This is a genomic window from Bordetella flabilis (genome assembly GCF_001676725.1).
Lineage (GTDB): Bacteria > Pseudomonadota > Gammaproteobacteria > Burkholderiales > Burkholderiaceae_B > Bordetella_C > Bordetella_C flabilis.
The window spans coordinates 62600-86506 of sequence record NZ_CP016172.1; the positions used below are offsets into that span (position 1 = coordinate 62600).

At 67.0% G+C, this 23907-nt stretch carries 21 protein-coding genes; 5 read left to right on the plus strand and 16 right to left on the minus strand.

Features of this window, described 5'->3' with window-relative positions; translation table 11 throughout:
- The first annotated feature begins 44 nt into the window (after nucleotides 1-44).
- A complete protein-coding gene (locus BAU07_RS00310; RefSeq protein WP_066652532.1) occupies nucleotides 45-2663 on the plus strand; it encodes a GDYXXLXY domain-containing protein in 2619 nt (872 codons plus the stop codon).
- Here BAU07_RS00310 and gluQRS read toward each other — a convergent pair.
- Both gluQRS and BAU07_RS00320 read right to left on the minus strand, forming a co-directional pair.
- Nucleotides 2651-3535 carry a tRNA glutamyl-Q(34) synthetase GluQRS gene (gene gluQRS, locus BAU07_RS00315; RefSeq protein WP_066664419.1) on the minus strand — a complete coding sequence of 295 codons (885 nt, stop codon included), beginning with the start codon at nucleotides 3533-3535 and terminating at the stop codon, nucleotides 2651-2653. The two genes, BAU07_RS00310 and gluQRS, sit on opposite strands and share 13 nt — an antisense overlap.
- A gap of 73 nt (nucleotides 3536-3608) precedes the next feature.
- Nucleotides 3609-4070, minus strand: coding sequence for a Smg family protein (locus tag BAU07_RS00320; protein ID WP_066652533.1), 462 nt, complete (start codon nucleotides 4068-4070; stop codon nucleotides 3609-3611).
- Nucleotides 4071-4405: 335 nt separating this feature from the next.
- Between BAU07_RS00320 and BAU07_RS00325 the strand changes: the two genes are divergently transcribed.
- On the plus strand, nucleotides 4406-5479 hold the full coding sequence (locus BAU07_RS00325) for a DSD1 family PLP-dependent enzyme (protein ID WP_232338304.1): 1074 nt from the start codon (nucleotides 4406-4408) through the stop codon (nucleotides 5477-5479).
- Between the two features lie 108 nt (nucleotides 5480-5587).
- Here the strand turns inward: BAU07_RS00325 and BAU07_RS00330 are convergent, their stop codons facing one another.
- The 6 genes from BAU07_RS00330 to BAU07_RS00355 form a co-directional block, all read right to left on the minus strand.
- A complete protein-coding gene (locus BAU07_RS00330) occupies nucleotides 5588-6316 on the minus strand; it encodes an amino acid ABC transporter ATP-binding protein (RefSeq protein ID WP_066652534.1) in 729 nt (242 codons plus the stop codon).
- Nucleotides 6297-6953, minus strand: a complete 657-nt coding sequence (locus BAU07_RS00335; RefSeq protein WP_066652535.1) for an amino acid ABC transporter permease — start codon at nucleotides 6951-6953, stop codon at nucleotides 6297-6299. The genes BAU07_RS00330 and BAU07_RS00335 overlap by 20 nt, the downstream gene beginning before the upstream one ends.
- Nucleotides 6950-7618 (minus strand): amino acid ABC transporter permease, encoded by a 669-nt coding sequence (locus tag BAU07_RS00340; protein WP_066652538.1) that lies wholly within the window; start codon nucleotides 7616-7618, stop codon nucleotides 6950-6952. The genes BAU07_RS00335 and BAU07_RS00340 overlap by 4 nt, the downstream gene beginning before the upstream one ends.
- 6 nt (nucleotides 7619-7624) lie before the next feature.
- A complete protein-coding gene (locus BAU07_RS00345) occupies nucleotides 7625-8407 on the minus strand; it encodes a transporter substrate-binding domain-containing protein (protein ID WP_066652539.1) in 783 nt (260 codons plus the stop codon).
- Nucleotides 8408-8731: 324 nt separating this feature from the next.
- A complete protein-coding gene (locus tag BAU07_RS27705) occupies nucleotides 8732-9751 on the minus strand; it encodes a methyl-accepting chemotaxis protein (protein ID WP_066652541.1) in 1020 nt (339 codons plus the stop codon).
- Between the two features lie 248 nt (nucleotides 9752-9999).
- The gene (locus BAU07_RS00355; RefSeq protein ID WP_232338213.1) at nucleotides 10000-10671 is read right to left on the minus strand and encodes a GntR family transcriptional regulator; all 672 of its coding nucleotides are present in this window, start codon (nucleotides 10669-10671) and stop codon (nucleotides 10000-10002) included.
- A gap of 244 nt (nucleotides 10672-10915) precedes the next feature.
- Between BAU07_RS00355 and BAU07_RS00360 the strand changes: the two genes are divergently transcribed.
- A complete protein-coding gene (locus BAU07_RS00360; protein ID WP_066652545.1) occupies nucleotides 10916-12172 on the plus strand; it encodes a M20/M25/M40 family metallo-hydrolase in 1257 nt (418 codons plus the stop codon).
- Nucleotides 12173-12306: 134 nt separating this feature from the next.
- Here the strand turns inward: BAU07_RS00360 and BAU07_RS00365 are convergent, their stop codons facing one another.
- Nucleotides 12307-13575, minus strand: coding sequence for an allantoate amidohydrolase (locus BAU07_RS00365; protein ID WP_066652546.1), 1269 nt, complete (start codon nucleotides 13573-13575; stop codon nucleotides 12307-12309).
- A 234-nt stretch (nucleotides 13576-13809) separates the two neighbouring features.
- On the opposite strand from BAU07_RS00365, the gene BAU07_RS00370 reads away from it, so the two are divergent.
- A complete protein-coding gene (locus BAU07_RS00370) occupies nucleotides 13810-15000 on the plus strand; it encodes an acetylornithine transaminase (RefSeq protein WP_066652548.1) in 1191 nt (396 codons plus the stop codon).
- 78 nt (nucleotides 15001-15078) lie between these two features.
- On the opposite strand, the gene BAU07_RS00375 is transcribed toward BAU07_RS00370, so the two are convergent.
- From BAU07_RS00375 to BAU07_RS00395, 5 genes are all read right to left on the minus strand, one after another.
- Nucleotides 15079-17094, minus strand: a complete 2016-nt coding sequence (locus BAU07_RS00375; RefSeq protein WP_066652552.1) for an acetyl/propionyl/methylcrotonyl-CoA carboxylase subunit alpha — start codon at nucleotides 17092-17094, stop codon at nucleotides 15079-15081.
- Nucleotides 17095-17106: 12 nt separating this feature from the next.
- Nucleotides 17107-18714 (minus strand): carboxyl transferase domain-containing protein, encoded by a 1608-nt coding sequence (locus BAU07_RS00380; RefSeq protein WP_066652556.1) that lies wholly within the window; start codon nucleotides 18712-18714, stop codon nucleotides 17107-17109.
- Between the two features lie 14 nt (nucleotides 18715-18728).
- Nucleotides 18729-19910 (minus strand): acetyl-CoA C-acyltransferase, encoded by a 1182-nt coding sequence (locus tag BAU07_RS00385; RefSeq protein ID WP_066652560.1) that lies wholly within the window; start codon nucleotides 19908-19910, stop codon nucleotides 18729-18731.
- Nucleotides 19911-20069: 159 nt separating this feature from the next.
- Entirely contained in the window at nucleotides 20070-21248 is a 1179-nt protein-coding gene (locus BAU07_RS00390) for an isovaleryl-CoA dehydrogenase (protein WP_066652561.1), read from the minus strand.
- A gap of 266 nt (nucleotides 21249-21514) precedes the next feature.
- Nucleotides 21515-21895: a MerR family transcriptional regulator gene (locus BAU07_RS00395; RefSeq protein WP_066652562.1), complete on the minus strand. Its 381-nt coding sequence runs from the start codon at nucleotides 21893-21895 to the stop codon at nucleotides 21515-21517.
- A gap of 71 nt (nucleotides 21896-21966) precedes the next feature.
- Between BAU07_RS00395 and BAU07_RS00400 the strand changes: the two genes are divergently transcribed.
- A complete protein-coding gene (locus BAU07_RS00400; protein WP_066652565.1) occupies nucleotides 21967-23031 on the plus strand; it encodes an MBL fold metallo-hydrolase in 1065 nt (354 codons plus the stop codon).
- Between the two features lie 12 nt (nucleotides 23032-23043).
- On the opposite strand, the gene BAU07_RS00405 is transcribed toward BAU07_RS00400, so the two are convergent.
- Entirely contained in the window at nucleotides 23044-23358 is a 315-nt protein-coding gene (locus BAU07_RS00405; protein ID WP_066652566.1) for a DMT family transporter, read from the minus strand.
- 93 nt (nucleotides 23359-23451) lie between these two features.
- A complete protein-coding gene (locus BAU07_RS00410) occupies nucleotides 23452-23904 on the minus strand; it encodes a carboxymuconolactone decarboxylase family protein (RefSeq protein WP_066652567.1) in 453 nt (150 codons plus the stop codon).
- Nucleotides 23905-23907: the final 3 nt, after the last annotated feature.

Consider the following 23907-nt stretch of genomic DNA (forward strand, 5'->3'; position numbering starts at 1 on the left):
GGCCCGCCGCAATAGCGCGGATGATAAGAGCGGAGTTTCGCCACATGCAAGTCGATAGTCAGTACGCGGCAGGATATGAAGTGCACATATGGCGCGCATTTCTGGCGCGCGCGACGCTCGCCCTGGGCCTGTTGCTGCTGGCGAGTGCGGCGATATGTGGGGTGGCGGCGAACTGGGACGCGATGACAAAAGCGCAGCGCCTGGCCGGTGCGCAGGGCGTGCTGATCGTGAGTGCAGTGCTGGCGGCATGGTTATATAGGCGGCCTGCGGCCACGCCCATCCGGGCCCATGGCCGCGCCTGCGTGGTGGGACTGGCCGCGGTGCTGCTTGGCGCCCTGCTTGCCTTGGTGGGCCAGACCTACCAGACAGGCGCCGACACCTGGGAACTGTTCGCGGGATGGGCGGTGCTGCTGCTGCCCTGGGCCGTCGCGGCGCGCAGCCAGGGCGTCTGGCTGTTATGGATCGTAGTGGCCAATCTGGCGCTCGCCCTGTTGCTGGGCGAGCGCGTTCTGTCCTGGTGGATCGTGTTCGGCGGACCGGGCTTTCCCAGCCTGGTGGTCAGCGCCGCCAATATGTTCATGTTGGCCATCTGGGAATACAGCGCACGGCGCTGGCATTCCCGTACCGGCGTCGGGCCGCGGGTGCTGGCCCTGCTGGCGGTCGGCGTGTTGACGCTGGCGTTGATGTTCGGCGAATCGGTTGTCGAGGGCCTGGGCACCTATACCGGTGTGGCATGGGTGGCCGTTACGCTGGCATTGGGCTATTACTACCTGCGCGTGCGCCTGGATCTGGTCGTGCTGGCTTTGCTCGCCGCTGCCATTGTCTGCGTATCCCTGCGGGTGGTCGGCGAATGGCTGTTGCGCGTCGAGCCCGGCGTCTGGGTCGCCTTGCCGCTGGCCGCCCTGCTGATGGGCGAAGCCGTCGTGGCGGCGCGTTGGCTGCGCCGGCTGGCGGCCGGTCCGGGCGCGGCCAGGGGGGATTCCGAGCCCCAGGGCGCGTCGGCCGGCGTCGCCGTCGAGCCCGTGACCGTTGATACGACCACGGCGCAGTTGGGGCCGCGCGCGCTGCGCCGGACGGCGGCGCCCTGGTATGTCCAGGGCCTGCTGGGCTTGAGCGCCTGGATGGCCACGCTGCTGGTGCTGGCCTTCGTCTTCATGTCCGGCCTGGTACAGAGCGCGCCCGCCGCGCTGGTGATCGGCTTGATCCTGTGCGGGGCCGCCGTGGCGATCGCGCGCAATGCGCGCCAGCCCTTCTGGCGGCAATGTGCGACGGCATTGGGATTCGCCGGTCAGATCCTGGTGGCGGTAGGCTTGTCGGACGCCAATTCCGTCACCAGCGCCGCGCTGCTGATGCTGGTTCTGTCAGCCGCGGTGTATGTATTGGCGCCGGACGCCATCCTGCGCTTCCTGAGCGGCCTCATGATGGCGAGTGCGCTGTTCGTCCTGACGGCCTTCAACGTCGGAAACAAGGCGCTGTACGTCCAGGTACTGGATTGGATGGCCTTCGATGCGGTGCGCGGCCTGGTGATATGGCTGCCGGCCTGCGTGTTCGCCGCCTGGCTGGCGGCGTCGGCTTTTCTGGCGCGCGAGCGGATGCCCGCGGCCCTGCGCGATGTCGTACAGCCCCTGGCGTGGGCTTTTTCGCTGGCCGCGCAGGTGTCCGCGCTACAGGCCGCGGGCGTGCCGGTCTGGCAGCTACCCTCCCTGTGGCAGTTGCATCCCCCGGCGGCCATCTTCCTGGTGCTGGCGGCGCTGCTTCCCGCCGCGGTGGCCTGGATGGTCATCCGTGCGCGGGGCGCGGCCCTGCCTGGCACGATCCGCGTCGGTGTGCCCCTGGGCCTGCTGCTGCTCGCGGTGTGCTGGCTGCCGAGCCCCGGGGTTGCATTCGCCCTGACGTGGTTGCTGCTCGGTTTCGGTCTCGGACGACCGCGGCTGCGCCGCTGGGGGCAGGCGGCGCTGCTCATCTACCTGGTCCTCTATTACTACCAGCTGGATGTTCCCCTGCTGCAGAAGGCTGCATGGCTGGCCGCGGCGGGCGTGGTGCTGCTGCTGTTGCGTGTCCTGATCTGGCGGCTCGTGCGCCGGGCCGAAGTGCGCGCCTCCGCGGATCAGGCGCTTGCGGACGTTGCGGCCGCCCCGGTCCGTTCCCAGCCCTTGTGGGCCGGGATGATGTTGGCCGGGCTGGTGCTGGTATTGGCCGTCGTCAATGTGGGGATCTGGCAGCGCGAGCAGTTGCTGGCCACCGGACAGGTGGTACGGCTGGCGCTGGCGCCGGTCGACCCGCGTGCCTTGATGCAGGGCGACTACATGGCCTTGCACTTCGCCGCCGCGCGTGCGGTGGGCGCCTTGCAGGACGGCGATGCCGCCCCGCCGGGTCTCTGGGGTGGTCCGCGCACGGACGGCTACCTGGTGCTGGTTCCGGATGAACAGGGCATTGCGCAGCCGCTACGTGTGCAGCCCGCTGCGCAACCGCACAGCGGCAAGGAGGTCGTGCTGCGCTACCGGCTGCGGGCCGACGGCGTGCGGCTGGTGACGAACGCCTATTTCTTCCCCGAAGGCGAGGCCGCGCGCTACGAGACTGCCCGCTACGGTGAGTTGCGCGTGGGCGACGATGGCACGGCGCTGCTGGTGCGTTTGCTGGGGCCGGATCTTCAGCCGTTGTAGCGGGCGGCCCATTGCCGTGTGGCTGCGGCCAGGAACGCCGCCGGAGTCTCCGCGGCGATGGGGGCGAACCCGAGGGCGCGCCAGGCGCGTGCCAGTTCGTGGGTGGGACGGGACAGGTCCAGGGGCGGCGCATGGTTCTGCTTCGAGAGCTTGAGTCCCGTGATGGGATCAAGTACGAGCGGCACGTGCATGACGCGCGGTGATGGCAGGCCCAGCAGGCGCGCCAGCACGCGCTGGCGTGCCGTCGAACTGAGCAGATCGGCGCCGCGGACGATATCGGTCACGCCTTGGGCGGCATCGTCCACCACCACTGCCAACTGGTAGGCCCACATGCCGTCGGCGCGCCGAAGCACGAAGTCGCCGACGGCATGCGCCACGTCCTGCCGTTGCGGCCCCAGCCAGCGGTCGACGAAGGTCTCCTCGCCGGGCGGCACGCGCACGCGCCATGCGCGTGGCCGCCGCCCCGGGGGCAGGCCATTGCGGCAGGTTCCCGCGTAGGGCCGCTCGCCATCCACCAGCGCTGTCTGCGGACGCGCCAGGGCGGCATGATTGTCGATGATCTCGCGGCGTGTGCAGGCGCAGCCGTACACCAGGCCTTGCGCGCTCAGCTGTTCGAAGGCGGCGCGGTAGGCCGCGTCGCGGTCCGACTGCCACAGTACATCGCCGTCCCAGCACAAGCCCAACGCCTGCAGCTGCTGCATGATGAGGCGATCGGCGCCGGGGACGGTGCGTGGCGCATCGACGTCTTCGATGCGCAACAGCCACGCACCTGCGTGGGCGCGCGAATCGAGGTAGCTGGCCAGCGCGGCGACGAGCGATCCCGCGTGCAGCGGTCCGCTTGGGCTGGGAGCGAAACGGCCGATGTAATCCATGGAGAGCGCGATGCGCAGGACGCGCAAGCAAAACCGGCCCGAAGGCCGGCCGCGGTGTCGTGAAGGTCAGGCGTCAGTGCAGGCAGCGAACGTCGCCATCGTCGTCCAGGAGCTCCTCCAGGACCAGATTGTCGATGTCCGCCTCCTGGCTCCACAGCACCATGAGCGCCGTGATTTTCAGCTTGGACAGCGGGACGGGCGATTCAGGCGCGGCGAGCGCACGGTCGATGACTATCTCGCGCAAGGGAGCCGGCAGGACGCCAGCCGTCTCCAGGAACGTGATGAAGCCGATCGCCTCGCTGCCGAGCTGGCGGTATTCGCTGTCGGTGTAGATGCGCGTTCCCGTGGCAGGCTGCTGTGCGAGATCCACGCAGCGCTCTGTGGTCTCGGCGAGTCCGTACAACCAGCCCAGCGCGTCATCGATATCTTCGTGCTCGAAGCCCGCGGCAGCCAGACGTTTCGCCAGTACATCGGCCGCAGGACAGGCTTGCGGCGTGTAGTAATTTTCAAACAGATAGACCAGGATATCGAACATAGGGCGCAGCGGTTGTGCCAGTTTGCCCAGTCGGCCCGATCGTCGGCAAACCAGCAAACATAAATTCACTTTACGCCTAATCACAGCCCGGGGCAACCGCCGCCCCGGTGCAATATTCCCGAAGTTACGGCGTAGCATGCAGAAAGCAGCAATTGCGGGGTAATTTCAGCAAATTGTCAGATAAATCGCCCGATCTGCATTACAACACGGTATTACGACCCGTATTAGACCTTTTAGGGAGTGCACTTTTGGACAACACGGAAATGGATGTGGCCGGAGGCGGGACGCCGCTGCCGGCGCTTGCGCCGCCTGCCCATATCGGTGATGCGCTGAGCATGGTGGATACGCCCAGCCTGGTGCTCGACCTCGATGCCTTCGAGCGCAACCTGCAAGTCATGCAGGATTGGGCTGACCGCTGCAAGGTCGCGCTGCGTCCACATGCCAAGGCGCACAAGTGTCCCGAGGTCGCGTTGCGCCAGGCGGCATTGGGCGCCCGCGGCATATGCGTCCAGAAAGTCAGCGAGGCGCTACCGTTCGTGGCGGCCGGCATACGCGACATCCATGTAAGCAACGAGGTGGTCGGCGAAGCCAAGCTGCGGCTGCTCGCCGCCTTGAGCCGCCAGGCGCGGATGAGCGTTTGCGTCGACCATGCGTCCAACGTCGCGGAGTTGTCACGCGCCGTGGCCGCGCAGGGAGGGCGTATCGATGTGCTGGTGGAACTGGATGTCGGGCAGGGCCGCTGCGGCGTCGCTTCGCCCACCGCGGCGCTGGAACTGGCGCGCCGCATCGAAAGCCTGCCCGGATTGCGTTTCGCCGGGCTGCAGGCCTATCACGGGTCCCTGCAGCACAAGCGCGGACACATCGAGCGTGCCAATGCGTGCCGCGAGGCCGCGGCGCGCGCCCGCGAGTGCGCACGGGTGCTCGGCGAACATGGCTACGCCTGCCCCATCATCACCGGCTCGGGCACGGGCACCGCGGAATTCGACGGACCGGGCAAGGTCTATACCGAATTGCAGGCTGGCACCTATCCTTTCATGGATGCCGACTACGGCGATAACGAGTGGGCGGGGCCGCTCGCCTTCGGCAACAGCCTGTTCCTGCTGAGCAGCGTGATGAGTACGCCATCGGCGGACCGTGTCGTACTGGATGCCGGCTTGAAATCCACGACGGTGGAATGTGGCCTGCCGCGCGTCCATGACCGGCCGGGGCTGATCTACAGCGCCGCGAACGATGAGCACGGTGTGGTCCGGGTCGCTGCCGGTGCCGCTGCGCCCGCGCTGGGCGAAAAGCTGCTGTTGGTGCCATCGCATTGCGATCCCACCTTCAATCTGCATGACACCCTGGTCGCGGTGCGCGGTGGTGTGGTGGAAGGGCTCTGGCCCATCGCGGCCCGGGGCTTGAGCCGGTAAGTTCGGTGCGGAGCGCAGGGCTTCACTGGGCGGGTGTGGCCACGCATGCCGGCCCGGCATCCGTCCGGCTGCCGGGCACCGCGAGGCAATGACGGCTGGGGGAGCTCGCTAGTTCGCCATACCGAGGAAATGCCGCAGTTCCGGCGTACGTGGCGCGTCGAAGACTTCGTCGGGCGCACCCATCTCGTGCACGCGTCCTTCATGCATGAATACGACGCGGTCGCACACTTCGCGGGCGAAGCGCATTTCGTGCGTCACCATCAGCAGCGTCATGCCGTCGTCGGCAAGATCGCGCACGACGGCCAACACCTCGTTGACCAGTTCCGGGTCCAGGGCTGATGTAATCTCGTCGCACAGCAGCGCGATGGGCTGCATGGCCAGGGCGCGCGCGATCGCCACGCGCTGCTGCTGGCCACCTGACAACTGATCGGGCCAGGCGTCGAATTTGTGCGCCAACCCGACATGTTCCAGCATGATGCGCGCCAGCGCGCGCGCTTCGGCTTCCGGAAGCTTGCGGGTGACCATGGGCGACAACATGACGTTGCGGCCGGCGGTCAAATGCGGGAACAGGTTGAATTGCTGGAAAACCATGCCGACCTTCAAGCGCAGGGCGCGCAGGTGCAGGTCGTCATCGCCCAGCTTTGCATCGGCCACCATGATGGAACCGCTGTCTATGGTTTCCAGTCCGTTCACGCAGCGCAGCAGCGTGCTTTTGCCCGAACCGCTGCGGCCGATGATGGCGATGACTTCGCCGGGATCGATACGCAGCGTGACGCCCTTGAGGACCTCGGTGGCCCCGAAGCTTTTGCGTACGTCTTCAAGCGCGATGAGAGGCATTGAGTTTCCTTTCCAGGCGCTGGCTGGCGCGCGACAGCGGCCAGCACAGCAGGAAGTAGATAATCGCCGCCACCGCATACACGGTGAAGGGATTGAACGTGGCGTTGGTGATGATGGTGCTGGCCTTGGACAGCTCCGTGAAACCGATGATGGACGTCAACGCCGTGCCTTTGATGATCTGTACGGCGAAGCCGACCGTGGGCGCCACGGCGATACGCAGGGCCTGTGGCAGGATCACATGCCTCAGTTGCTGCCCGTAGCTCATTGCCAGGCTGGCGGAGGCCTCCCATTGCCCGCGCGGAATCGCTTCCACGCAGCCGCGCCAGATCTCCGCCAGGAAGGCTGCGGACCACAACACGAGTGCCGTGCAGGCGGCCAGCCATGCGGGCACGTCCATCCCTGCCAGCGCCAGCCCGAAGAAGGCCAGGAACAGCTGCATGAGAAGCGGCGTACCCTGGAACAGTTCGATATAGGCCCAGGCCGCGCGCCGCAGCCACGCCGGCCGGGCCACGCGCATCGCCAGTACGAGCAGGCCCAGCACGCTGCCACCGGCGAAGGCGACAGCGGCCAGACCGATCGTCCAACGCGCCGCCATCAGCAGGTTGCGCACGATATCCCAGAGCGTGAACTCGATCATGCGGGCCGCCTGCCGAAAATCCGCCGGCCCGTGAGGCGCAGCAGTTGGCGCAGGGCGATGGCGAGCGCCAGGTAGATCAGCGTGGTCACAATGTAGATTTCGAACGGCCGGAAATTGCGTGACTGGATGAAGTTCGCGGCGAAGGACAGGTCTTCGGCGGCGATCTGCGAGCACACCGCCGAACCGAGCATCACGATGACGATCTGCGATGACAGCGCCGGCCAGATGCGGGCCAGGGCCGGTCCGAGCACGACATGGCGGAAGATCTGCATGCGTGTCATCGCCAGGCTCAGCCCTGCTTCATATTGGCCTGGCGGCGTGGCCGCGATGCCGGCGCGGATGATCTCAGCGCTGTAGGCGCCCAGGTTGATGGCCATCGCCAGGCAGGCGGCCTGCATCTCGCTCAACTGCACGCCAATGGAGGGCAAGCCGAAGAAGATGAAGAAGAGCTGGATCAGGAAAGGCGTATTGCGTACGAGCTCGACGTAAGCGGTGACCGGTGGACGCGTCCAGCGTGGCCCCTGGGTACGTGCCCAGGCGCAGGCAATGCCGACCGCGACGCCCGCTAGCGCGCCGACCGCGATCAGCTCGACGGTCACGGCCAGCCCTTTGAGCAGGACCGGCGCATAGTCGGCCACTGCCAGGAAATCGAAGCGATACGCCATGGGCGCTTACAGCCCTGCCGGGATGTCGGCGCCGAGCCACTTGCGCGAGATGGCGTTGAGCGAACCGTCCTGCTTGGCCTGGGCCAGGATGGTGTCGAGCCGGGCCTTCAGCGCGGGCTCATTCTTGTTCAGTCCGATGTAGCAGGGCGAATCCTTGATAAGGAACTTGGTCTCCGGCTTCTTGGGCGGGTTGCGCGCCAGGATGGCCGCGGCCACTACATTGCCTGTCGCCACCAGTTGGACCTGGCCAGACAGGAAAGCCGATATCGTTCCATTGTTGTCCTCGTAGCGCTTGATGGTCGCGCCGGCCGGGGCGATCTTCGACAGTTCTATATCCTCGACGGCGCCGCGTGTCACGCCTATGGTCTTGCCGTCGAGATCCTGCGCGCTGCTCGCCTTGACCGTCGCGGGCCCGAACACGCCGTTGAAGAACGGGGCGTAGGCGGCGGAAAAGTCGATGACCTTCTCGCGCTCGGCGTTCTTCCCCATGCTGGATATCACCAGGTCGACTTTGCCGGTCTGCAGGTACGCGATCCGGTTCGCGCTGGTGACCGGCACCAGTTCGACCACCACACCTAGACGCTGGCCGATCAGCCGCGCCGTGTCGATGTCGTAGCCGAGAGGTTTCAGGTCCGGCCCGACGGAGCCGAATGGCGGGAAATCCTGCGGCACCGCGATGCGTATCCTGCCGGTCTTGAGGACGTCCTGAAGCGCATCGGCGCGTACGGGCCCGGCCGCGCACAGCGTCGCGGCGGCGCATAACGTCAACAGTAGATGTCTGCGGTTCATTCGTTTCTCCAGTCTGGGCAGGGGTGGCGCGGATTTGCACACGAAATCGGTATACAAAACTGTCGATGCAAAATTCGTGCCATGAGTCTGAAGGCGGTTTTTCGTCCCGGGCCTATGGCGAATACGGCCCAAGGCACGGCGAGGGATGCACCCTCTCGGTGCGGTCATGCACCGAGAGGGTGCTCTACCGGGCGCCAAAATGGGGTGTTGCGCGAATGCGTCAACGCCGCGCGGGGGAGGGACAATAAAGCCGCGGGAGACGGTTCGTGCCTCGACCCCAGCGCATCAGGGGTGTGAACGCAAGGCAGGCGCCGATCCGGCAGGCTAGGCGGCCTGATCGACCACCACGCCATACCACCCCATGCCCGGGTAGGTTTCGTACCCCGGCGTGTGGGCGTAGCCGCACAGCGTGTCGCCTTCGCTGTAGTACCCGCTTTTCTCCTCGTTCAGCCGCAGGGAGAAATGATCGGTAAGCAGGCCCTTGCCATCGGTGCTGGCGATAATGCGCTGGCGCGCGTCGACCAGCATGCAGCGCACGGACCGGCCCGGCTCCGGCGCGAGCCGCACATTGGCCAGGACTCCGGCCGATTGTTTGCGCCAATCGAAGAAGACCGCCAGCACGCCCACCGCGGCGCCGCCGCCCGGTTGATGCACCGGCGCCGCATAGATGGCGGCCTGCGCTCCGCCCAGGGCGGGCACGCACTCGATATCGCAACTGGCGTAGTCGTCGGGGCCTCGGCAGGCCAGCGCCTGGCGGAACCAACTGGCCGCCGAGACATCATGGTTTGCCGCGCCGGGATAACTGGCGGGACGCCCGTTGCACAGCACCTTGCCCGACGTATCGACAATCCAGATGTCCAGATAGACGGTATAGGTGTCCAGGATCACGGCAAGCCGCTGGGTGGCATGCCGGGCCGCCTGGTCGCCCGGCTCGCCGCCGGGCGTGCACAAGGCGTCCGTCACCGCGGTGTCGGATGCCCACCATCGCACATCGCAGGTCCGTTCGTACAGATTCCGGTCTATCGTCTCGATGGCATTGAGCGCCAGGTCGGCGAGGCGTTGGCCGCGGCTGCGGCGCAGCTCGCGCGTCACGCTGTCCCCGAGCTCGCGCAGTTCCGCCTGCAGGGAATTGGCCAGCGCCTCGACGCGCTCGGACACTTCACGCACCCGGCCCGCGACGATGGCGAAGCCGCGTCCCGCTTCGCCCACATGCGATGCCTCGATGGCCGCGTTCAGGCCCAACAGCCGGGTCTCCAGCGTTATTTCCTTGATGTCGCGGATTTTGCCGCTGGTGATCTTGCCTATCCACTGCGACAAGTCGGAGACGCTGCGGGCTTCTTCCATGGCGGGTCCAGGCGATCAAGTGACGAGCGGCGGGATGCCGCGTTTCCAGTGGCAGGCAGGCGCGCGGCCGCCGCCGCAGGCTCTGACGTTTCGTAATACTAAGAAATGGGATTGTTACAGGAAAGGGATTTTTCAGATTTTCCGCCCCGCCGATCCGGGCTTGCCTTGCCCGACGCCGCCAACGCAGACAGCAGCGCACGCTCATGCACGGCATTGGTGCATGGAGAACCGCGCGGCGAACGCCGTTGTCAGGTGAGCAGCGCAGCCACCAGATCGCCGTCGGGTGCCGCGTCGGCATCGAAATCCAGCGCGGCTTCGACATGCTGGAGATGCTCGATCATCAGGCGGCACGCCTCGTCCGCATCGCCCGCGCGCGCGGCGGCGAGGAAAGCATGGTGCTCCTCCGACGAGCACGCCGCATCCGCGGTGGACTGGTAGAGGACGGTCAGGACGGCGCTCCGGGCCGACATTTCGCGCAGCACTTCAGTCAGCACCGAATTGCCGGCAATCTCCGCCAGCAGGATATGGAAATCGCCCAATAGACGGTTGCGCAGTTGCGCATCGCCGGCCGCTACCGCCTTGCGCTCATGCCTGAGGTGCTGCTCCAGCCGCTTGTAGTCGGCCGGGCGGGCGCGCGCGACGAACTCGCGCGCCATGGCCGTCTCGAGAATGCGGCGCACCGCGAAGATCTCGCGGGCTTCCGCCGCGCTGGGTTTGCTGACGAATGCGCCCTTGTCCGGGACTGTGCGGATCAGTTTGTCCTTGGACAGCATCAGCAGCGCGGCGCGGATCTTGGTGCGGCTGACGCCATAGGCGCGCGCCAGCGCTTCCTCGCGCAGCCGCGTGCCGGGCGGCAGGCGATGGCCAACGATGGCCGAGGCGATGTCCTGGGCAATGTGTTCGGCGCTGGTGTCGACCATGTTCCGTGATGCCGGCATCGAGGAGAAGCGGTAGGCGAAGGGTGGGCCCCGGACCGGGCGGGAGCACGGTCGCGGGCGGGGGCACCTAGTCTAACCAAATTTCGCAAACAGGGATTGCATACAAAAATTACATGCCGTACAGTCGCTTGCGCCGCCTGCCGTCCTCTGTCTGCCATTCGGCGATTCCCTCGCCGCATTTGCGCTGTGGTGCCCTGCTCCGCCCGCTCCGATTCTCGCTGTCGCCATGTCCTTCGCCGCTACTCACGACCTTTGTGCTTTTCTGGATGCCCAGCATGACCGCCAGGTCGCCTTTCTGCGGGAACTGGTGCGCGTGCCGTCGGACAATCCGCCTGGCGATTGCGAACCGGTGGCGCGGCGCGCCGAGGCGCTGTTGCAGGGCCTCGGCCTGGACGTCGAGGCTTATGGTGTTCCCGTCGAGACGGTGCGCGCGCATGGCATGCGCTCCGTCGTCAACCTCATCGTGCGGCATCGCTTCGGTCCGGACGGCCCAGTGGTGGCGCTGAACGCGCATGGCGATGTGGTGCCCCCGGGTGACGGCTGGCGCCACGATCCCTATGGCGGCGCTGTCGAGGCCGATCCCCTGCATGGCCCGGTGATGTACGGTCGCGGCGTGGCGGTCTCCAAATCGGATTTCGCCACCTATACCTGGGCCTTGCTCGCCTTGCGCGATGCGCAGCGGCGCGGGGCGCCGTACCGGGGCACGGTGGAGCTGCATTTCACCTTCGACGAGGAAGCGGGCGGCGAGCTCGGTCCGCGCTGGCTGCTGGACCAGGGATACAGCCGGCCGGACTATGCCATCTCCGCCGGCTTCGGCTACGCCGTCACGTCGGCGCACAACGGCTGCCTGCATCTGGAAATCGCCGTACAGGGTCGCCAGGCGCATGCCGCCATGCCGCACACGGGCGCCGATGCGCTGGAGGCGGCCACCTCCGTCCTGCAGGCGCTGTATGCGTTCCGCGCCGAGCTGGCGCAGCGGCATTCCGCTACGCCGGGCATCGGCAGCCCGACGCTTACCGTGGGCCTGATCGAGGGCGGCATCAATACCAACGTCGTGCCCGACCGTGTGGTCTGCCGCCTGGACCGCCGCATGATTCCCGAAGAGGCCGGCCATGACGCCGAAGGCGAACTGCGGGCCATCGTGCAGGCTGCGATCGCGGGCCATCCAGGCTGCCGCGCGAGCGTGCGGCGCGTCATGCTGGCGCAGCCCCTTGCGCAACTGCCGGGGGCCGACCGCCTGATCGCACCCTTGCGGCGCCATGCCGCGGCGGTAATGGGCACCGACATTCCGGTGCAGGGCGTGCCGCTCTATACGGACGCCCGGCATTACACGCATAGCGGCATTCCCACCGTCCTGTACGGTGCCGGCCCCCGCACGCTGCTCGAAGCGGGCGGGCACAACGTCAACGAAAACCTGCGCCTGGAAGACTTGCGCAAGGCCACCAAGGTCGTGGCGTTGACGCTGGAGGACCTGCTTTCCTGAGATCAGGGCGGCGGGCCGTTCCAGCCGGCGCCCGTGCCGGCGCGGGTGCCACTGCCCGTGCGCATCCAGGCCCCGGAGGCCGGCGCGCCATGCCCCGCCCCACGCATGCGATCAGCGCCGCCCCGCGTGCCGCATCAAACCGCTTCCGGCAGTGTGCGCGCCAGCCCCAGCAGGAACGATTCGGTGATGGCCCCGGCCAGTTGCACGTCCTCGGAGGTGACGGTTTCCAAGGGATTGTGGCTGATGCCGCCATTGCCGCAACGCAGGAACAGCATGCTCACCGGCGCGACTTTGGCCACCGCCATCGCGTCGTGCCCCGCGCCGGAAGGCAGCTCATGGACCGGTACGCCATGCGCCGCGATGGCCGCGCCCCAGAGCGCGCGCTGGGCCGCGGCGCATGGCGTGGCGGCCTTGCGCATGACTTCCTCCACGGCGTATCGGACGCCGCGGCGGGCGCAGATTGTCTCGATCTCTGCCTCGATATCGGCCAGCGCCGCGTCGCGCACGCCGTCTTCGGCCGCCCGCACGTCCAGGGAGAGGCGGCAGCATCCCGGTATGACGTTCACCGAGCCCTCCGGAACCTCCAGTCGCCCGACCGTACCGACCAGCCCGGGCGCCTGCGCGCAGCGCCGCTCGACGGCCAGCACGATTTCGGCGGCGGCACAGGCGGCATCGTGCCGCAGGTTCATCGGGGTCGTACCGGCGTGGCCGGCCTGGCCTTCCAGCACAAGAAGCCGCCGCACGCCGCCCGCGATGGCGCTGACCACGCCGACCGCCAGGCCACGCTCGAGCAGGATGGGTCCTTGTTCGATGTGCACTTCAAAGAAGTGGGCCAGGCGCGCGACGTCGGTACCGCAGGCCGCTATGCGCGCGGGATCGAAGCCGGCCTGCGCAATCGCGTCGCGCATGGTGATGCCGGCGCCATCGCTGCGGTCGAGCATGGCGGTGTCGAAGAGACCTGTGTAAGCGGAAGAACCGAGGAATGTGCTGCCGAACCGCAGCCCTTCTTCCTCGGCGAACGCCACCACCTCGAAATCGAAGGGCAGACGTCGCCCCTGCGTGTGGAGGTCGGCGACGATGGCGATGGGCAGCAGGATCCCCAGCCTGCCGTCATAGCGGCCGCCATTGCGCACGGTGTCGTAATGGCTGCCGGTCGCGACCAGGCGCGGCGCGGGCGTTTCGGCCGCCGCGCGATATAGCCCGATCACGTTGCCCGCGTCGTCGTGGCGCACCGTATCGAAGCCGGCTTCGCGCATCCAGGCTTCGAGCAGGGCGGCTACCGCGCGGTGGGCGGGTGTCAGATAGGCGCAGGTCAGGTGCTCGGGGTGGTCGGAATGCGCGGCGAGGGCGTCGGCCCACTGCAGCACGCGTTCGCCCCGCGAGGCGGATGCGGATAGGGACATGGAAAACTTCGCTATGGGTAAGCAGGACGGTATGTCGCGCCGGGAGCGGCCGATTTAACGCGATAACACAAACTTTGTATACACCCATGACCGGCGCGACGCCGCACGCGAACGTTGCGCGCGAGCCTCAATGCCGCCCCGGACGCCGGCGGGTGATAAATTTACTCCCTTGCCGGATAGCGGGGCCACCTGCGGGCCGGGCAAGCCTTTTACTTCCCTGACTCAGGAACCGCCATGGAATTCAGCCAGTACAACGTCAACACCCTCATGGACATCACTTCCCGCCCGGACCTGGTGTTCGTGCGAGGACAGGGATCCTGGCTGGAGGACAACACTGGCAAGCGATACCTGGACTTCGTCCAGGGCTGGGCGGTGAACTGCCTGGGCCACAGCGCGCCCGAAATGGTGCGCGCGATGATGGAGCAGTCGGCCAAGCTGATGAATCCCTCACCGGCCTTCTACAACGAACCGTCGCTGCAATTGGCGCAGCGGTTGACGCAGGCCTCGGTGTTCGATCGCGTGTTCTTCGCCAACAGCGGCGCGGAGGCCAACGAAGGCGCCATCAAGCTCGCGCGGAAGTGGGGGCGCGTCAACCGCAACGGCGCATACAAGATCATCACCATGGACCATAGCTTCCATGGCCGCACGCTGGCGACCATGTCGGCGTCCGGCAAGCCGGGCTGGGACACCATGTTCGCCCCCCAGGTCGATGGTTTCCCCAAGGCGAACCTGAACGACCTGGAGTCCGTGCGCAAGCTGATCGACCCGCAGACGGTCGCCATCATGCTGGAGCCGGTGCAGGGCGAAGGCGGCGTCATTCCGGCCACCGTGGAATTCATGCAGGGCCTGCGCAAGCTGGCGGACCAGCATGGCCTGCTGCTGATCGTCGACGAAGTCCAGACCGGCATGGGCCGCACCGGCACCATGTTCGCCTATCAGCAGTTCGGCATTACGCCTGACATCATGACGCTGGGCAAGGGCATCGGCGGCGGCGTGCCGCTGGCGGCGTTGCTGGCGCGCCAGGATGTGAGCGTGTTCTCGCACGGCGAGCAGGGCGGCACCTACAACGGCAATCCGCTGATGACGGCGGTAGGCACGGCGGTGTTCGACGCGCTGAATGCGCCCGGCTTCCTGGATACGGTGCAGGCGCGCGGCAAGCAGCTGTCCGATGGCCTGCTGGCCCTGTCAAGCAAATGGGGCATGCGCGGCGAGCGCGGCGCGGGCCTGCTGCGCGCGCTGGTGATGGACCGCGATGACGGCGCGGCCATCGTCGATGCGGCCCGCAAGCTCGAGCCCGAAGGGCTGCTGTTGAATGCGCCGCGCGGCAACCTGCTGCGCTTCATGCCCGCGCTGAACGTCACCGAACAGGAAGTCGCCAGCATGCTGAAGACGCTGGATGAAGTCATCACGGCCATCCGCAACTGACGGACGCGCATGTGACCGCGGAGCCCGGCCGGGCTCCGCGCGCGGCGCACCGGACCTCGGCCGGCGACGGCGCCCACGCTACTTCAACGCGATGAGGGCGCTGCCTTCGGCAACCTGGTCGCCTACCTGGTAGAAGACCTCGGCCACCTCGCCGTCCGCGGCGGCGGTGATGGTGTGCTCCATCTTCATCGCCTCCATGACCAGCAGCGCCTGGCCCTTCTGCACGGTTTCACCCGGCTGCACGGCGATGGCGATAATCTTGCCCGGCATGGGCGCCGTCATGTCGCCGCCATGTTCGCCCTGCGCCTCCCCGGCATGGGCAAGGGGATCCTGGAGCGCCAGCTGGCAGGTCCTTCCGTCCTCGAACAGGTGAAGGTTGTCGCCGTCCCATACGGCGGTCGCCGTGGCGTCGGCGCCCTCGATGATGACGCGCACCTCCCACGCCAGCGCATGGCCATCCTGCGGCGACGCTTCCCAATGGAAGACCTGTGCGCCCTCGCCCGTATCCAGGGTCCATGCGGCACGGTCGCGCGTCGCCGTCACCGCGCGCTCGGTCGCGCCATCCAGCCACGCGAGCGTGCGCGCGTAGTGGCCCGCCACGCGCCAGCCGTCGCGTGCGTCCCAGGGGTCGTGCGGCACCCGGGCGACCCGCGGTGCGGACAAGCCTTCACGGGCCAACAGCGCCGCCGTGGCCAGGGCCAGCAGCGCCGGTCCGGCCTCCTGGGGCGCCGGCAGCAGCGTGTCGCGGCGGCGCTCGATCAGGCCGGTATCCAGGTCCGCGTCGGCAAAGGCCTCGTCGCGCATCAGCCGGCCCAGGAAAGCGGTATTGGTGTGCAGGCCCACGACACGTACCTGGGCCAGGGCCTGCGCCATGCGCTTGCGCGCGGCGTCGCGGTCCTCGCCCCGGACGATCAGCTTCGCGATCATCGGGTCGTAGTACGGCGTGATGGCGTCGCCGGCCCGCACCCCTCCATCCACCCGCACGGGACCGTTGGCAAAGGCGGTGTGCTCGGGCAGGCCCAGGTAGCGCAAAGTGCCGATGGACGGCAGGAATCCCGTGTCCGGGTTCTCGGCGTAGATGCGCGCTTCGATGGCATGTCCCTGCAGGCGCAGGTCTTCCTGGCGGGCCGGCAGCGGTTCGCCGGCCGCGACCCTGAGCTGCCATTCAACCAGGTCATGGCCGGTGATCATCTCCGTAACGGGATGCTCGACCTGCAGCCGCGTGTTCATCTCCATGAAGTAGAAGCGGCCGTCCGGCTCGGCAATGAATTCGACGGTCCCCGCGCCGACATAGCCGACCGCGCGCGCGGCGGCGACCGCCGCTTCCCCCATGGCCTGGCGCCGCTGCGTCGTCATCCCGGGGGCCGGCGCTTCCTCGATGACCTTCTGGTGGCGCCGCTGCACCGAGCAGTCGCGTTCGAACAAGTAGACGCAATTGCCGTGGGTGTCGGCGAACACCTGGATCTCGATATGGCGCGGCTTTTGCAGGTAGCGCTCGATCAGCACCCGGTCGTCGCCGAAGCTGGAGGCGGCCTCGCGCCGGCATGACGCCAGTGCATCGGCGAACGCCGCGCGATCCTCGACGATGCGCATGCCTTTGCCGCCGCCCCCTGCGCTGGCCTTGATCAACACGGGATAGCCGATCGCGTCCGCCTGCTCGCGCAGGAAGTCGGGGTCCTGGTTGTCGCCGTGGTAGCCGGGCACCAGGGGTACGCCGGCGGTCTCCATCAGTTGCTTGGCGGCGGACTTGCTACCCATGGCCGAGATGGCGCTGGCGGGCGGTCCGACGAAGACAATGCCTGCCTGCGCCGCCGCCTCGGCGAAGCCTGCGTTCTCCGACAGGAAACCATAGCCGGGATGGATGGCGTGCGCGCCGCTGGCGCGCGCCGCCTGCAGGATCAAGTCGCCGCGCAGATAGCTGGCGCGCGGTTCGGCGGGCCCCAGCCTGACCGCGCTGTCGCAGGCGGCGACATGGCGGGCATGGGCGTCGGCATCCGAATACACCGCCACGGTGCGGATACCGAGCCGGCGCGCCGTCGCGGCGACACGGCAGGCGATTTCGCCGCGGTTGGCGATAAGCAGAGTAGAGAACACGGGGCCTCCTGATTACATCCGGAAGACGCCGAAGCGCGTCGCGGGTATGGGTGCGTTCAAGGCGGCCGACAGGCCCAGCGCCAGCACCCGCCGCGTATCGGCGGGCGCGATGATGCCGTCGTCCCACAGCCGCGCCGTGGCATGGTACGGATGGCCTTCGCGCTCGTACTGCGCGCGTATCGGCGCCTTGAAGGCTTCTTCTTCGTCGGCCGTCCACGTGCCGCCCTTGGCCTGGATGCCGTCGCGCCGTACCGTGGCCAACACGCTGGCGGCCTGTTCGCCGCCCATGACGGATATCCGCGCATTGGGCCACATGAACAGGAGCCGGGGAGAATAGGCGCGTCCGCACATGCCGTAGTTGCCGGCGCCGAAGGAACCGCCGATCAGCACGGTGAACTTGGGCACGGCGGCGGTGGCCACGGCGGTCACCATTTTGGCGCCGTGGCGGGCGATGCCTTCGTTTTCGTACTTGCGTCCCACCATGAAGCCGGTGATGTTCTGCAGGAACACCAGCGGTATGCGGCGCTGCGCGCACAACTCGATGAAGTGCGCGCCCTTCTGCGCCGATTCGGAGAACAGGATGCCGTTGTTCGCCACGATGCCCACCGGCATGCCGTGCACATGGGCGAATCCGGTGACCAGTGTCTGTCCATAGCGCGCCTTGAATTCATCGAAGGCCGAGTCATCGACGATGCGCGCGATGACTTCGCGCACATCGTAGGGCTTGCGTGTGTCCGCCGGGATGATGCCGTTCAGCTCCTCGGGGTCGTAGCGCGGCTCGCGCGAGGCCTGTATCGCCAGCGGTTCAGGCTTGCGCAGGTTCAAGCGGGCCACCGCGTCGCGCGCCAGGCGCAGGGCGTGGTGATCGTCCGCCGCCAGATGGTCGGCCACGCCGGAGAGCCGCGTATGGACGTCGCCGCCGCCCAGATCCTCGGCGCTGACTTCCTCGCCCGTGGCGGCCTTGACCAGTGGCGGGCCGCCCAGGAAGATGGTGCCCTGATTCCGCACGATGATCGATTCATCGCTCATTGCCGGCACGTAGGCGCCGCCCGCCGTGCAGGATCCCATCACTACCGCGATCTGCGCGATGCCGTCGGCGGACATGACGGCCTGGTTGTAGAAGATGCGGCCGAAATGGTCGCGGTCGGGAAAGACCTCTTCCTGTTGCGGCAGATTGGCCCCGCCGGAATCCACCAGGTAGATGCATGGCAGCCGGTTCTGCGCCGCGATCTCCTGCGCGCGCAGATGTTTCTTGACGGTCATGGGGTAGTAGGTACCGCCTTTCACCGTGGCATCGTTGCAGACGATGACGCACTCGGTGCCGGATACGCGCCCGATGCCGGTGATGAGCCCCGCACCGGGCGCCTCGCCGTCGTACATGCCGTGGGCGGCCAGGGGCGACAGTTCCAGGAAGGGCGTACCGGGGTCGAGCAGGCGCTCGACGCGCTCGCGCGGCAGCAGCTTGCCGCGCGCCACGTGGCGCGCGCGGGCGGTTTCTCCGCCGCCCAGCGCCGCCTGCGCCTGTTGCGCGCGCAAGTCGTCCAGCATGGCCTGCATGGCGCGCGCATTGTCCTGGAAGTCCTGCGAGCGTGGGTTGATGCGGGAATCGATGATGGACATAGGCGACTCGTGGGCTACAGCATTTCGATGGCCATGGCCACGGCTTCGCCGCCACCGATGCACAGCGTGGCCACGCCGCGCCGGCCGCCATGCTTGCGCAATGCGCCGATCAGGGTAGCGACCAGCCGCGCGCCGGACGCCCCGATGGGATGGCCCAGGGCCGTCGCGCCGCCATGCACGTTGACCTGGGCGTGCGGAATACCGAAGTCCTTCATGACGCCCATCGCAACGACCGCGAAAGCTTCATTGATTTCGTACAAGTCCACATCACCGGAGCGCCAGCCGGTTTTCTGGAACAGGTTCTTCAAGGCGCCGATCGGCGCGGTCGTGAACCAGTTCGGCTCCTGCGCGTGCTGGGCATGGCCGATGATGCGCGCCAAGGGCTTGACGCCCAGTTTTTCGGCCTGCGACATGCGCATCAACACCATGGCGGCCGCGCCGTCGGAAATCGAAGCGGAGCTGGCGGCGGTGACCGTGCCGTCCTTCTTGAAGGCGGGCTTCAGTGTCGGGATCTTTTCGGGCATGGCCTTGGTCGGCGCTTCGTCGGTATCCACCACGGTGTCGCCCTTCTTGCCGGCGACCGGCACGGGTGTGATCTCCCACTTGAAGCTGCCATCCTCGGTTGCGGCGCGCGCGCGGCGCAGCGATTCCAGGGAGAACGCGTCCTGCTGTTCGCGCGTGAATTCGTAGCGGGCGGCGCAGTCTTCGGCGAACACCCCCATGGCGGTGCCGCGCTGGTACGCGTCTTCCAGGCCATCCAGGGCCATGTGGTCGTAGACCGTGGAGTGTCCGTAGCGGTAGCCCTGCCGGCCCTTCAGCATCAGGTAGGGCGCGTTGCTCATGCTTTCCTGCCCGCCGGCCACGACGACCTGCGCCGAGCCGACGGCCAGCATGTCGTGCCCGAGCATGGCCGCCTTCAGGCCGGAGCCACATACCTTGTGCACCGTCGTGCACGCCACGCCCAGCGGCAGGCCGGCGCCGAGCGCAGCCTGGCGTGCCGGGGCCTGGCCCTGTCCGGCCTGCAGGACGTTGCCCATCAGCACTTCATCGATCTGCTGCGGCTGCAGGCCGGCGCGTTCGACGGCCGCCTTGATGACGACGGAACCCAGTTCGTGGGCCGCCAGGCTGGACAGGCTGCCCAGCATGCCGCCCATGGGCGTACGGGCGACGGAAACGATAACGACGGGATCGGACATGATGACTCCTGGTTGTGCGAGGCGGGTTCACCGCCGTAACGGGCATGGCGGCGTTATGCGCCTGCGATGCCGATGGCAAGGTATTGCGGATGCGGGTCTGGTGGCGTTGCGGGCGATGATGCGTACATGGCTGCCGGGCGCTCGGTCGGAATGGATGGATCAGGCCGTCTCGTTGAACAATTCTCGCCCGATAAGCATCCGGCGGATTTCGCTGGTGCCGGCGCCGATCTCGTACAGCTTGGCGTCGCGCCACAGGCGGCCGGTCGGGAACTCATTGATATAGCCGTTGCCGCCCAGGATCTGCACGCCTTCGCCCGCCATCCACGTCGCCTTTTCAGCGGTGTAGAGGATAAGCGCCGCGCAGTCCTTGCGCACCTGGCGTACGTGCGCGGCTCCCAGGCGGTCCAGGTTGCGGCCGACGGCGTAGCAGAAGGCGCGGCACGCCTGCAGGGCGGCGTACATGTCGGCCACCTTGCCCTGTATCAGCTGGAACTCGCCGATGGCTTGCCCGAACTGCTTGCGTTCGTGGATGTAGGGCACCACGACGTCCATGACCGCCTGCATGATCCCCAGCGGCCCGCCGGCCAGCACGGCGCGTTCGTAATCCAGCCCGCTCATCAGGACCTTGACGCCGCCGTTGACTTCGCCCAGCACATTTTCTTCGGGGATCTCGCAATCCTGGAATACCAGCTCGCCGGTATGGCTGCCGCGCATGCCCAGCTTGTCCAGTTTCTGGGCAATGGAAAACCCGGCATAGCCTTTCTCCACCAGGAAGGCGGTGATGCCGCGCTGCCTGGCCTGGGGATCGGTCTTGGCATAGACCACCAAAGTATCCGCGTCGGGCCCATTGGTGATCCACATCTTGGTGCCGTTCAGCACGTAGCGGTCGCCTTTCTTCTCGGCGCGCAGGGTCATGCTGACGACGTCGGATCCCGCGCCGGGCTCGCTCATGGCCAGTGCACCGACGTGATCGCCGGAAATGAGCTTGGGCAGGTAGCGGCGCTTCTGCGCTTCGGTCCCGTTACGGTGTATCTGGTTGACGCACAGGTTCGAATGGGCGCCGTACGACAGGCCTACGGAAGCGCTGGCACGCGAGATTTCCTCCATGGCGATCATGTGCGCCAGGTAACCCATGTCCGCGCCGCCATAGGCTTCGCCGACGGTCATGCCCAGCACTCCCAGGTCGCCCATCTTTTTCCAGAGGTCCATCGGGAATTGGTCGCTGCGGTCTATTTCCGCGGCGCGTGGGGCGATTTCCGCCTGCGCAAAGCGGCGCACACTGTCGCGCAGCAGATCCAGGTCTTCGCCCAGATAGAAACTCAAGCCGGGAATGTCCATAGGTATCTCCGTGAGAGTAGGCGCTTACCACGCCCCGTCTGCGAGCGCCGCCGGCCTGCGCGCATCCAGGCTTCCGCAGGCGCGTCAGCCATCTTGCATTTACGGGGCGGCCGAGGCAATGCCGTCATGTGCATGTTACGTTTACGTAAACGTAATATCAACATCGGGCGACATGCCGTGACCTTGCATCGACCGGCCCACGCCGGGGAGACCCGCGAGCCGTGTTGGATCAGCAGCCGGGACGGCACCTCCGCCATGGTCCTGCGCTAGCTACGGGCCTCCAGCAGGCGCCGGCATTCGGCCTCCTGCTGGGCGATTTCGGCCAGGCTGTCGTCAATGTCGCGCCGCTGCTGCTCCAGGGTGGCGCGGTGCTGCTCCAGCACGGTCAGGTACTGCCGCAGCTGCGGCACGGTGTCGCCCGGACCGTCGTACATATCGATGAGGGTGCGAATTTCGGACAGCTGCAAGCCCAGCCGCTTGCCCCGCAGCGCGAGCTTCAGGCGCGTCCGGTCACGTGCGGTGTAGACCCGGTTGCGGCCATCGCGCGAAGGGCTGACGATGCCCTGATCTTCGTAAAAGCGGATCGTGCGTGGCGTGATGTCGAACTCGCGGGCGAGTTCGGAAATGGTCCAGGAAATGGGCGACATATGGCGCTGGCAGCTTACGTAAACGTCAATTATGATGGGCTGGAAGCCACCGTCAAGCTGGGAGTAGCGTCATGAATCCGAACGAGCACAAGCTGGAGTATCCGTGGGGCGACAGCCAGCCAGAGCCCGGCAGCACCCGCGAGGTGGCAGCCGGCGTCCGCTGGATACGCATGCCGCTGCCCTTCGCCCTGGACCACATCAACCTATGGCTGCTGCGCGACGAGATCGACGGCCGCCAGGGCTGGACCGTCGTGGACACCGGGATCAGCCGCGACGAGGTCAAGACCCTGTGGGAGCGCATTTTCGAGGAAGCCCTGGACGGCCTGCCGGTGCTGCGTCTCCTGGTGACGCACATGCACCCGGACCATATCGGCCTGGCAGACTGGATTTGCCGGCGCTGGAATGCGCCCTTGTGGATGACGATGACCGATTACACATTGGCTTCCCTGTGGTCGCGTTCCGGCGGTCCGGGATCCGGGGCGGGCGGCGACTCGGCAGTGGCGCATTTCGCCCGCCATGGCTTGACCGACCCCGAAGCGCAGGAACAAATCCGCGCCCGCGCCGGTTACTACCCCAACCTGGTGCCCGCCGTCCCGCCCCGCTTCACCCGCATCATGGACGGCGATCGCGTGCGTATCGGCGCGCACGAATGGCGCGTGATCGTGGGTTACGGGCATGCACCGGAACACGCCTCGCTGTACTGCCAGGACCTGAATGTGCTGATCTCCGGCGACATGGTGCTGCCCCGCATTTCGACCAACGTCAGCGTGTTCGACTATGAACCCGACGCCAATCCCCTGCCGCTGTATCTGCGCTCGCTGGACGGCTACGACGACCTGCCGCCCGACACGCTGGTGCTGCCTTCGCATGGCCGCCCCTTCCGCGGCCTGCACGAGCGCATTGCGCAGCAGCACAGCCACCATGCGGACCGGCTGGAGGAAGTCATGGAGGCTTGCCGGCAGCCGTGCAGCACTTCGGACATCGTCCCTGTGCTGTTCAAGCGCAAGCTCGATCTGCACCAGTTGACCTTCGCCATGGGCGAGGCGCTGGCACATCTGCATGCCCTGTATTTCGAGGGCCGCCTGAGCCGCCGTACCGACGATGACGGCGTGGTGCGTTTCACGGCCGTCGCCTGAATCCTGCGGGCTTCATGTAACCAGCCGCAGGCCGATGACGCCCGCCAGAATGAGCGCAATGCAAAGGATCCTCAAGGGCGCCGTGGAATCTCCCAACCACACCATGCCGAGGATCGCCGTGCCCGCGGCGCCGATACCGGTCCACACCGCGTAGCCGGTGCCGATAGGCAGCGTGCGCAGCGAGAAGGACAGCAGGATAACGCTCGCGAGTCCCGTGGCGACCGTAAGCAGCGCCGGGGGCAGGCGTGTGAAGCCTTCAGACCACTTCATGCTGAGGGCGAAGGCGATTTCCAGGATGCCCGCAATACCCAATAGTGACCAAGCCATGGTGATGAATCCATCCGTTGTTCGAGAGGTCGATCGACGGCAGGACGCGATGCCGGGGCGATGCGCACGCCTGCCGTGTTGTCTGCGCCGATATCAGGCAGCGACCGCCGCAGGTTTGGAGCGGAATGCGATGCCGAAGCGGTTGAATGCGTTCATCAATCCGACGGCATAGGTGAGATCCGCCAGCTCCTTGTCGTTGAACTCCGCCGCTGCCGCTTCATAGTCCGCATCGGGCGCGCCGGTTTCTGCCACACGGGTTACGGTTTCGGCCCAGGCGAGCGCGACGCGTTCTCGCTGACTGAACAGTGTCCCGGCATCGCGCCATACCGGCACGAGTACCAACTTGTCCAGCGTCAGGCCGGATCTCGTCAGGTCGCGCGTGTGCATATCGATGCAGAAGGCGCAGCCGTTCAGTTGCGATACGCGCAGATAGACCAGGTCTATCAGTGCCTTGGGCAAGCTTCCTTTCTGCAGGGTGGCATACACGGCGCCGAAGGCCCTGTAGCCGTCCGGCGAGACTTTGGTGTAGTCGATGCGGTGTGTCATGGC

What these genes read in the sequence shown, in the direction of transcription:
- BAU07_RS00340 (WP_066652538.1), bottom strand. Translation starts at nt 7,618, where the DNA reads ATGGCGTATCGCTTCGATTTCCTGGCAGTGGCCGACTATGCGCCGGTC.
- BAU07_RS00310 (WP_066652532.1), top strand. Translation starts at nt 45, where the DNA reads ATGCAAGTCGATAGTCAGTACGCGGCAGGATATGAAGTGCACATATGG.
- BAU07_RS00405 (WP_066652566.1), bottom strand. Translation starts at nt 23,358, where the DNA reads ATGGCTTGGTCACTATTGGGTATTGCGGGCATCCTGGAAATCGCCTTC.
- BAU07_RS00380 (WP_066652556.1), bottom strand. Translation starts at nt 18,714, where the DNA reads ATGTCCATCATCGATTCCCGCATCAACCCACGCTCGCAGGACTTCCAG.
- BAU07_RS00325 (WP_232338304.1), top strand. Translation starts at nt 4,406, where the DNA reads ATGGTGGATACGCCCAGCCTGGTGCTCGACCTCGATGCCTTCGAGCGC.
- BAU07_RS00395 (WP_066652562.1), bottom strand. Translation starts at nt 21,895, where the DNA reads ATGTCGCCCATTTCCTGGACCATTTCCGAACTCGCCCGCGAGTTCGAC.
- BAU07_RS00345 (WP_066652539.1), bottom strand. Translation starts at nt 8,407, where the DNA reads ATGAACCGCAGACATCTACTGTTGACGTTATGCGCCGCCGCGACGCTG.
- BAU07_RS00410 (WP_066652567.1), bottom strand. Translation starts at nt 23,904, where the DNA reads ATGACACACCGCATCGACTACACCAAAGTCTCGCCGGACGGCTACAGG.
- BAU07_RS00370 (WP_066652548.1), top strand. Translation starts at nt 13,810, where the DNA reads ATGGAATTCAGCCAGTACAACGTCAACACCCTCATGGACATCACTTCC.
- BAU07_RS00400 (WP_066652565.1), top strand. Translation starts at nt 21,967, where the DNA reads ATGAATCCGAACGAGCACAAGCTGGAGTATCCGTGGGGCGACAGCCAG.
- BAU07_RS00385 (WP_066652560.1), bottom strand. Translation starts at nt 19,910, where the DNA reads ATGTCCGATCCCGTCGTTATCGTTTCCGTCGCCCGTACGCCCATGGGC.
- BAU07_RS00320 (WP_066652533.1), bottom strand. Translation starts at nt 4,070, where the DNA reads ATGTTCGATATCCTGGTCTATCTGTTTGAAAATTACTACACGCCGCAA.
- BAU07_RS00355 (WP_232338213.1), bottom strand. Translation starts at nt 10,671, where the DNA reads ATGGTCGACACCAGCGCCGAACACATTGCCCAGGACATCGCCTCGGCC.
- gluQRS (WP_066664419.1), bottom strand. Translation starts at nt 3,535, where the DNA reads ATGGATTACATCGGCCGTTTCGCTCCCAGCCCAAGCGGACCGCTGCAC.
- BAU07_RS00330 (WP_066652534.1), bottom strand. Translation starts at nt 6,316, where the DNA reads ATGCCTCTCATCGCGCTTGAAGACGTACGCAAAAGCTTCGGGGCCACC.
- BAU07_RS27705 (WP_066652541.1), bottom strand. Translation starts at nt 9,751, where the DNA reads ATGGAAGAAGCCCGCAGCGTCTCCGACTTGTCGCAGTGGATAGGCAAG.
- BAU07_RS00335 (WP_066652535.1), bottom strand. Translation starts at nt 6,953, where the DNA reads ATGATCGAGTTCACGCTCTGGGATATCGTGCGCAACCTGCTGATGGCG.
- BAU07_RS00360 (WP_066652545.1), top strand. Translation starts at nt 10,916, where the DNA reads ATGTCCTTCGCCGCTACTCACGACCTTTGTGCTTTTCTGGATGCCCAG.
- BAU07_RS00365 (WP_066652546.1), bottom strand. Translation starts at nt 13,575, where the DNA reads ATGTCCCTATCCGCATCCGCCTCGCGGGGCGAACGCGTGCTGCAGTGG.
- BAU07_RS00390 (WP_066652561.1), bottom strand. Translation starts at nt 21,248, where the DNA reads ATGGACATTCCCGGCTTGAGTTTCTATCTGGGCGAAGACCTGGATCTG.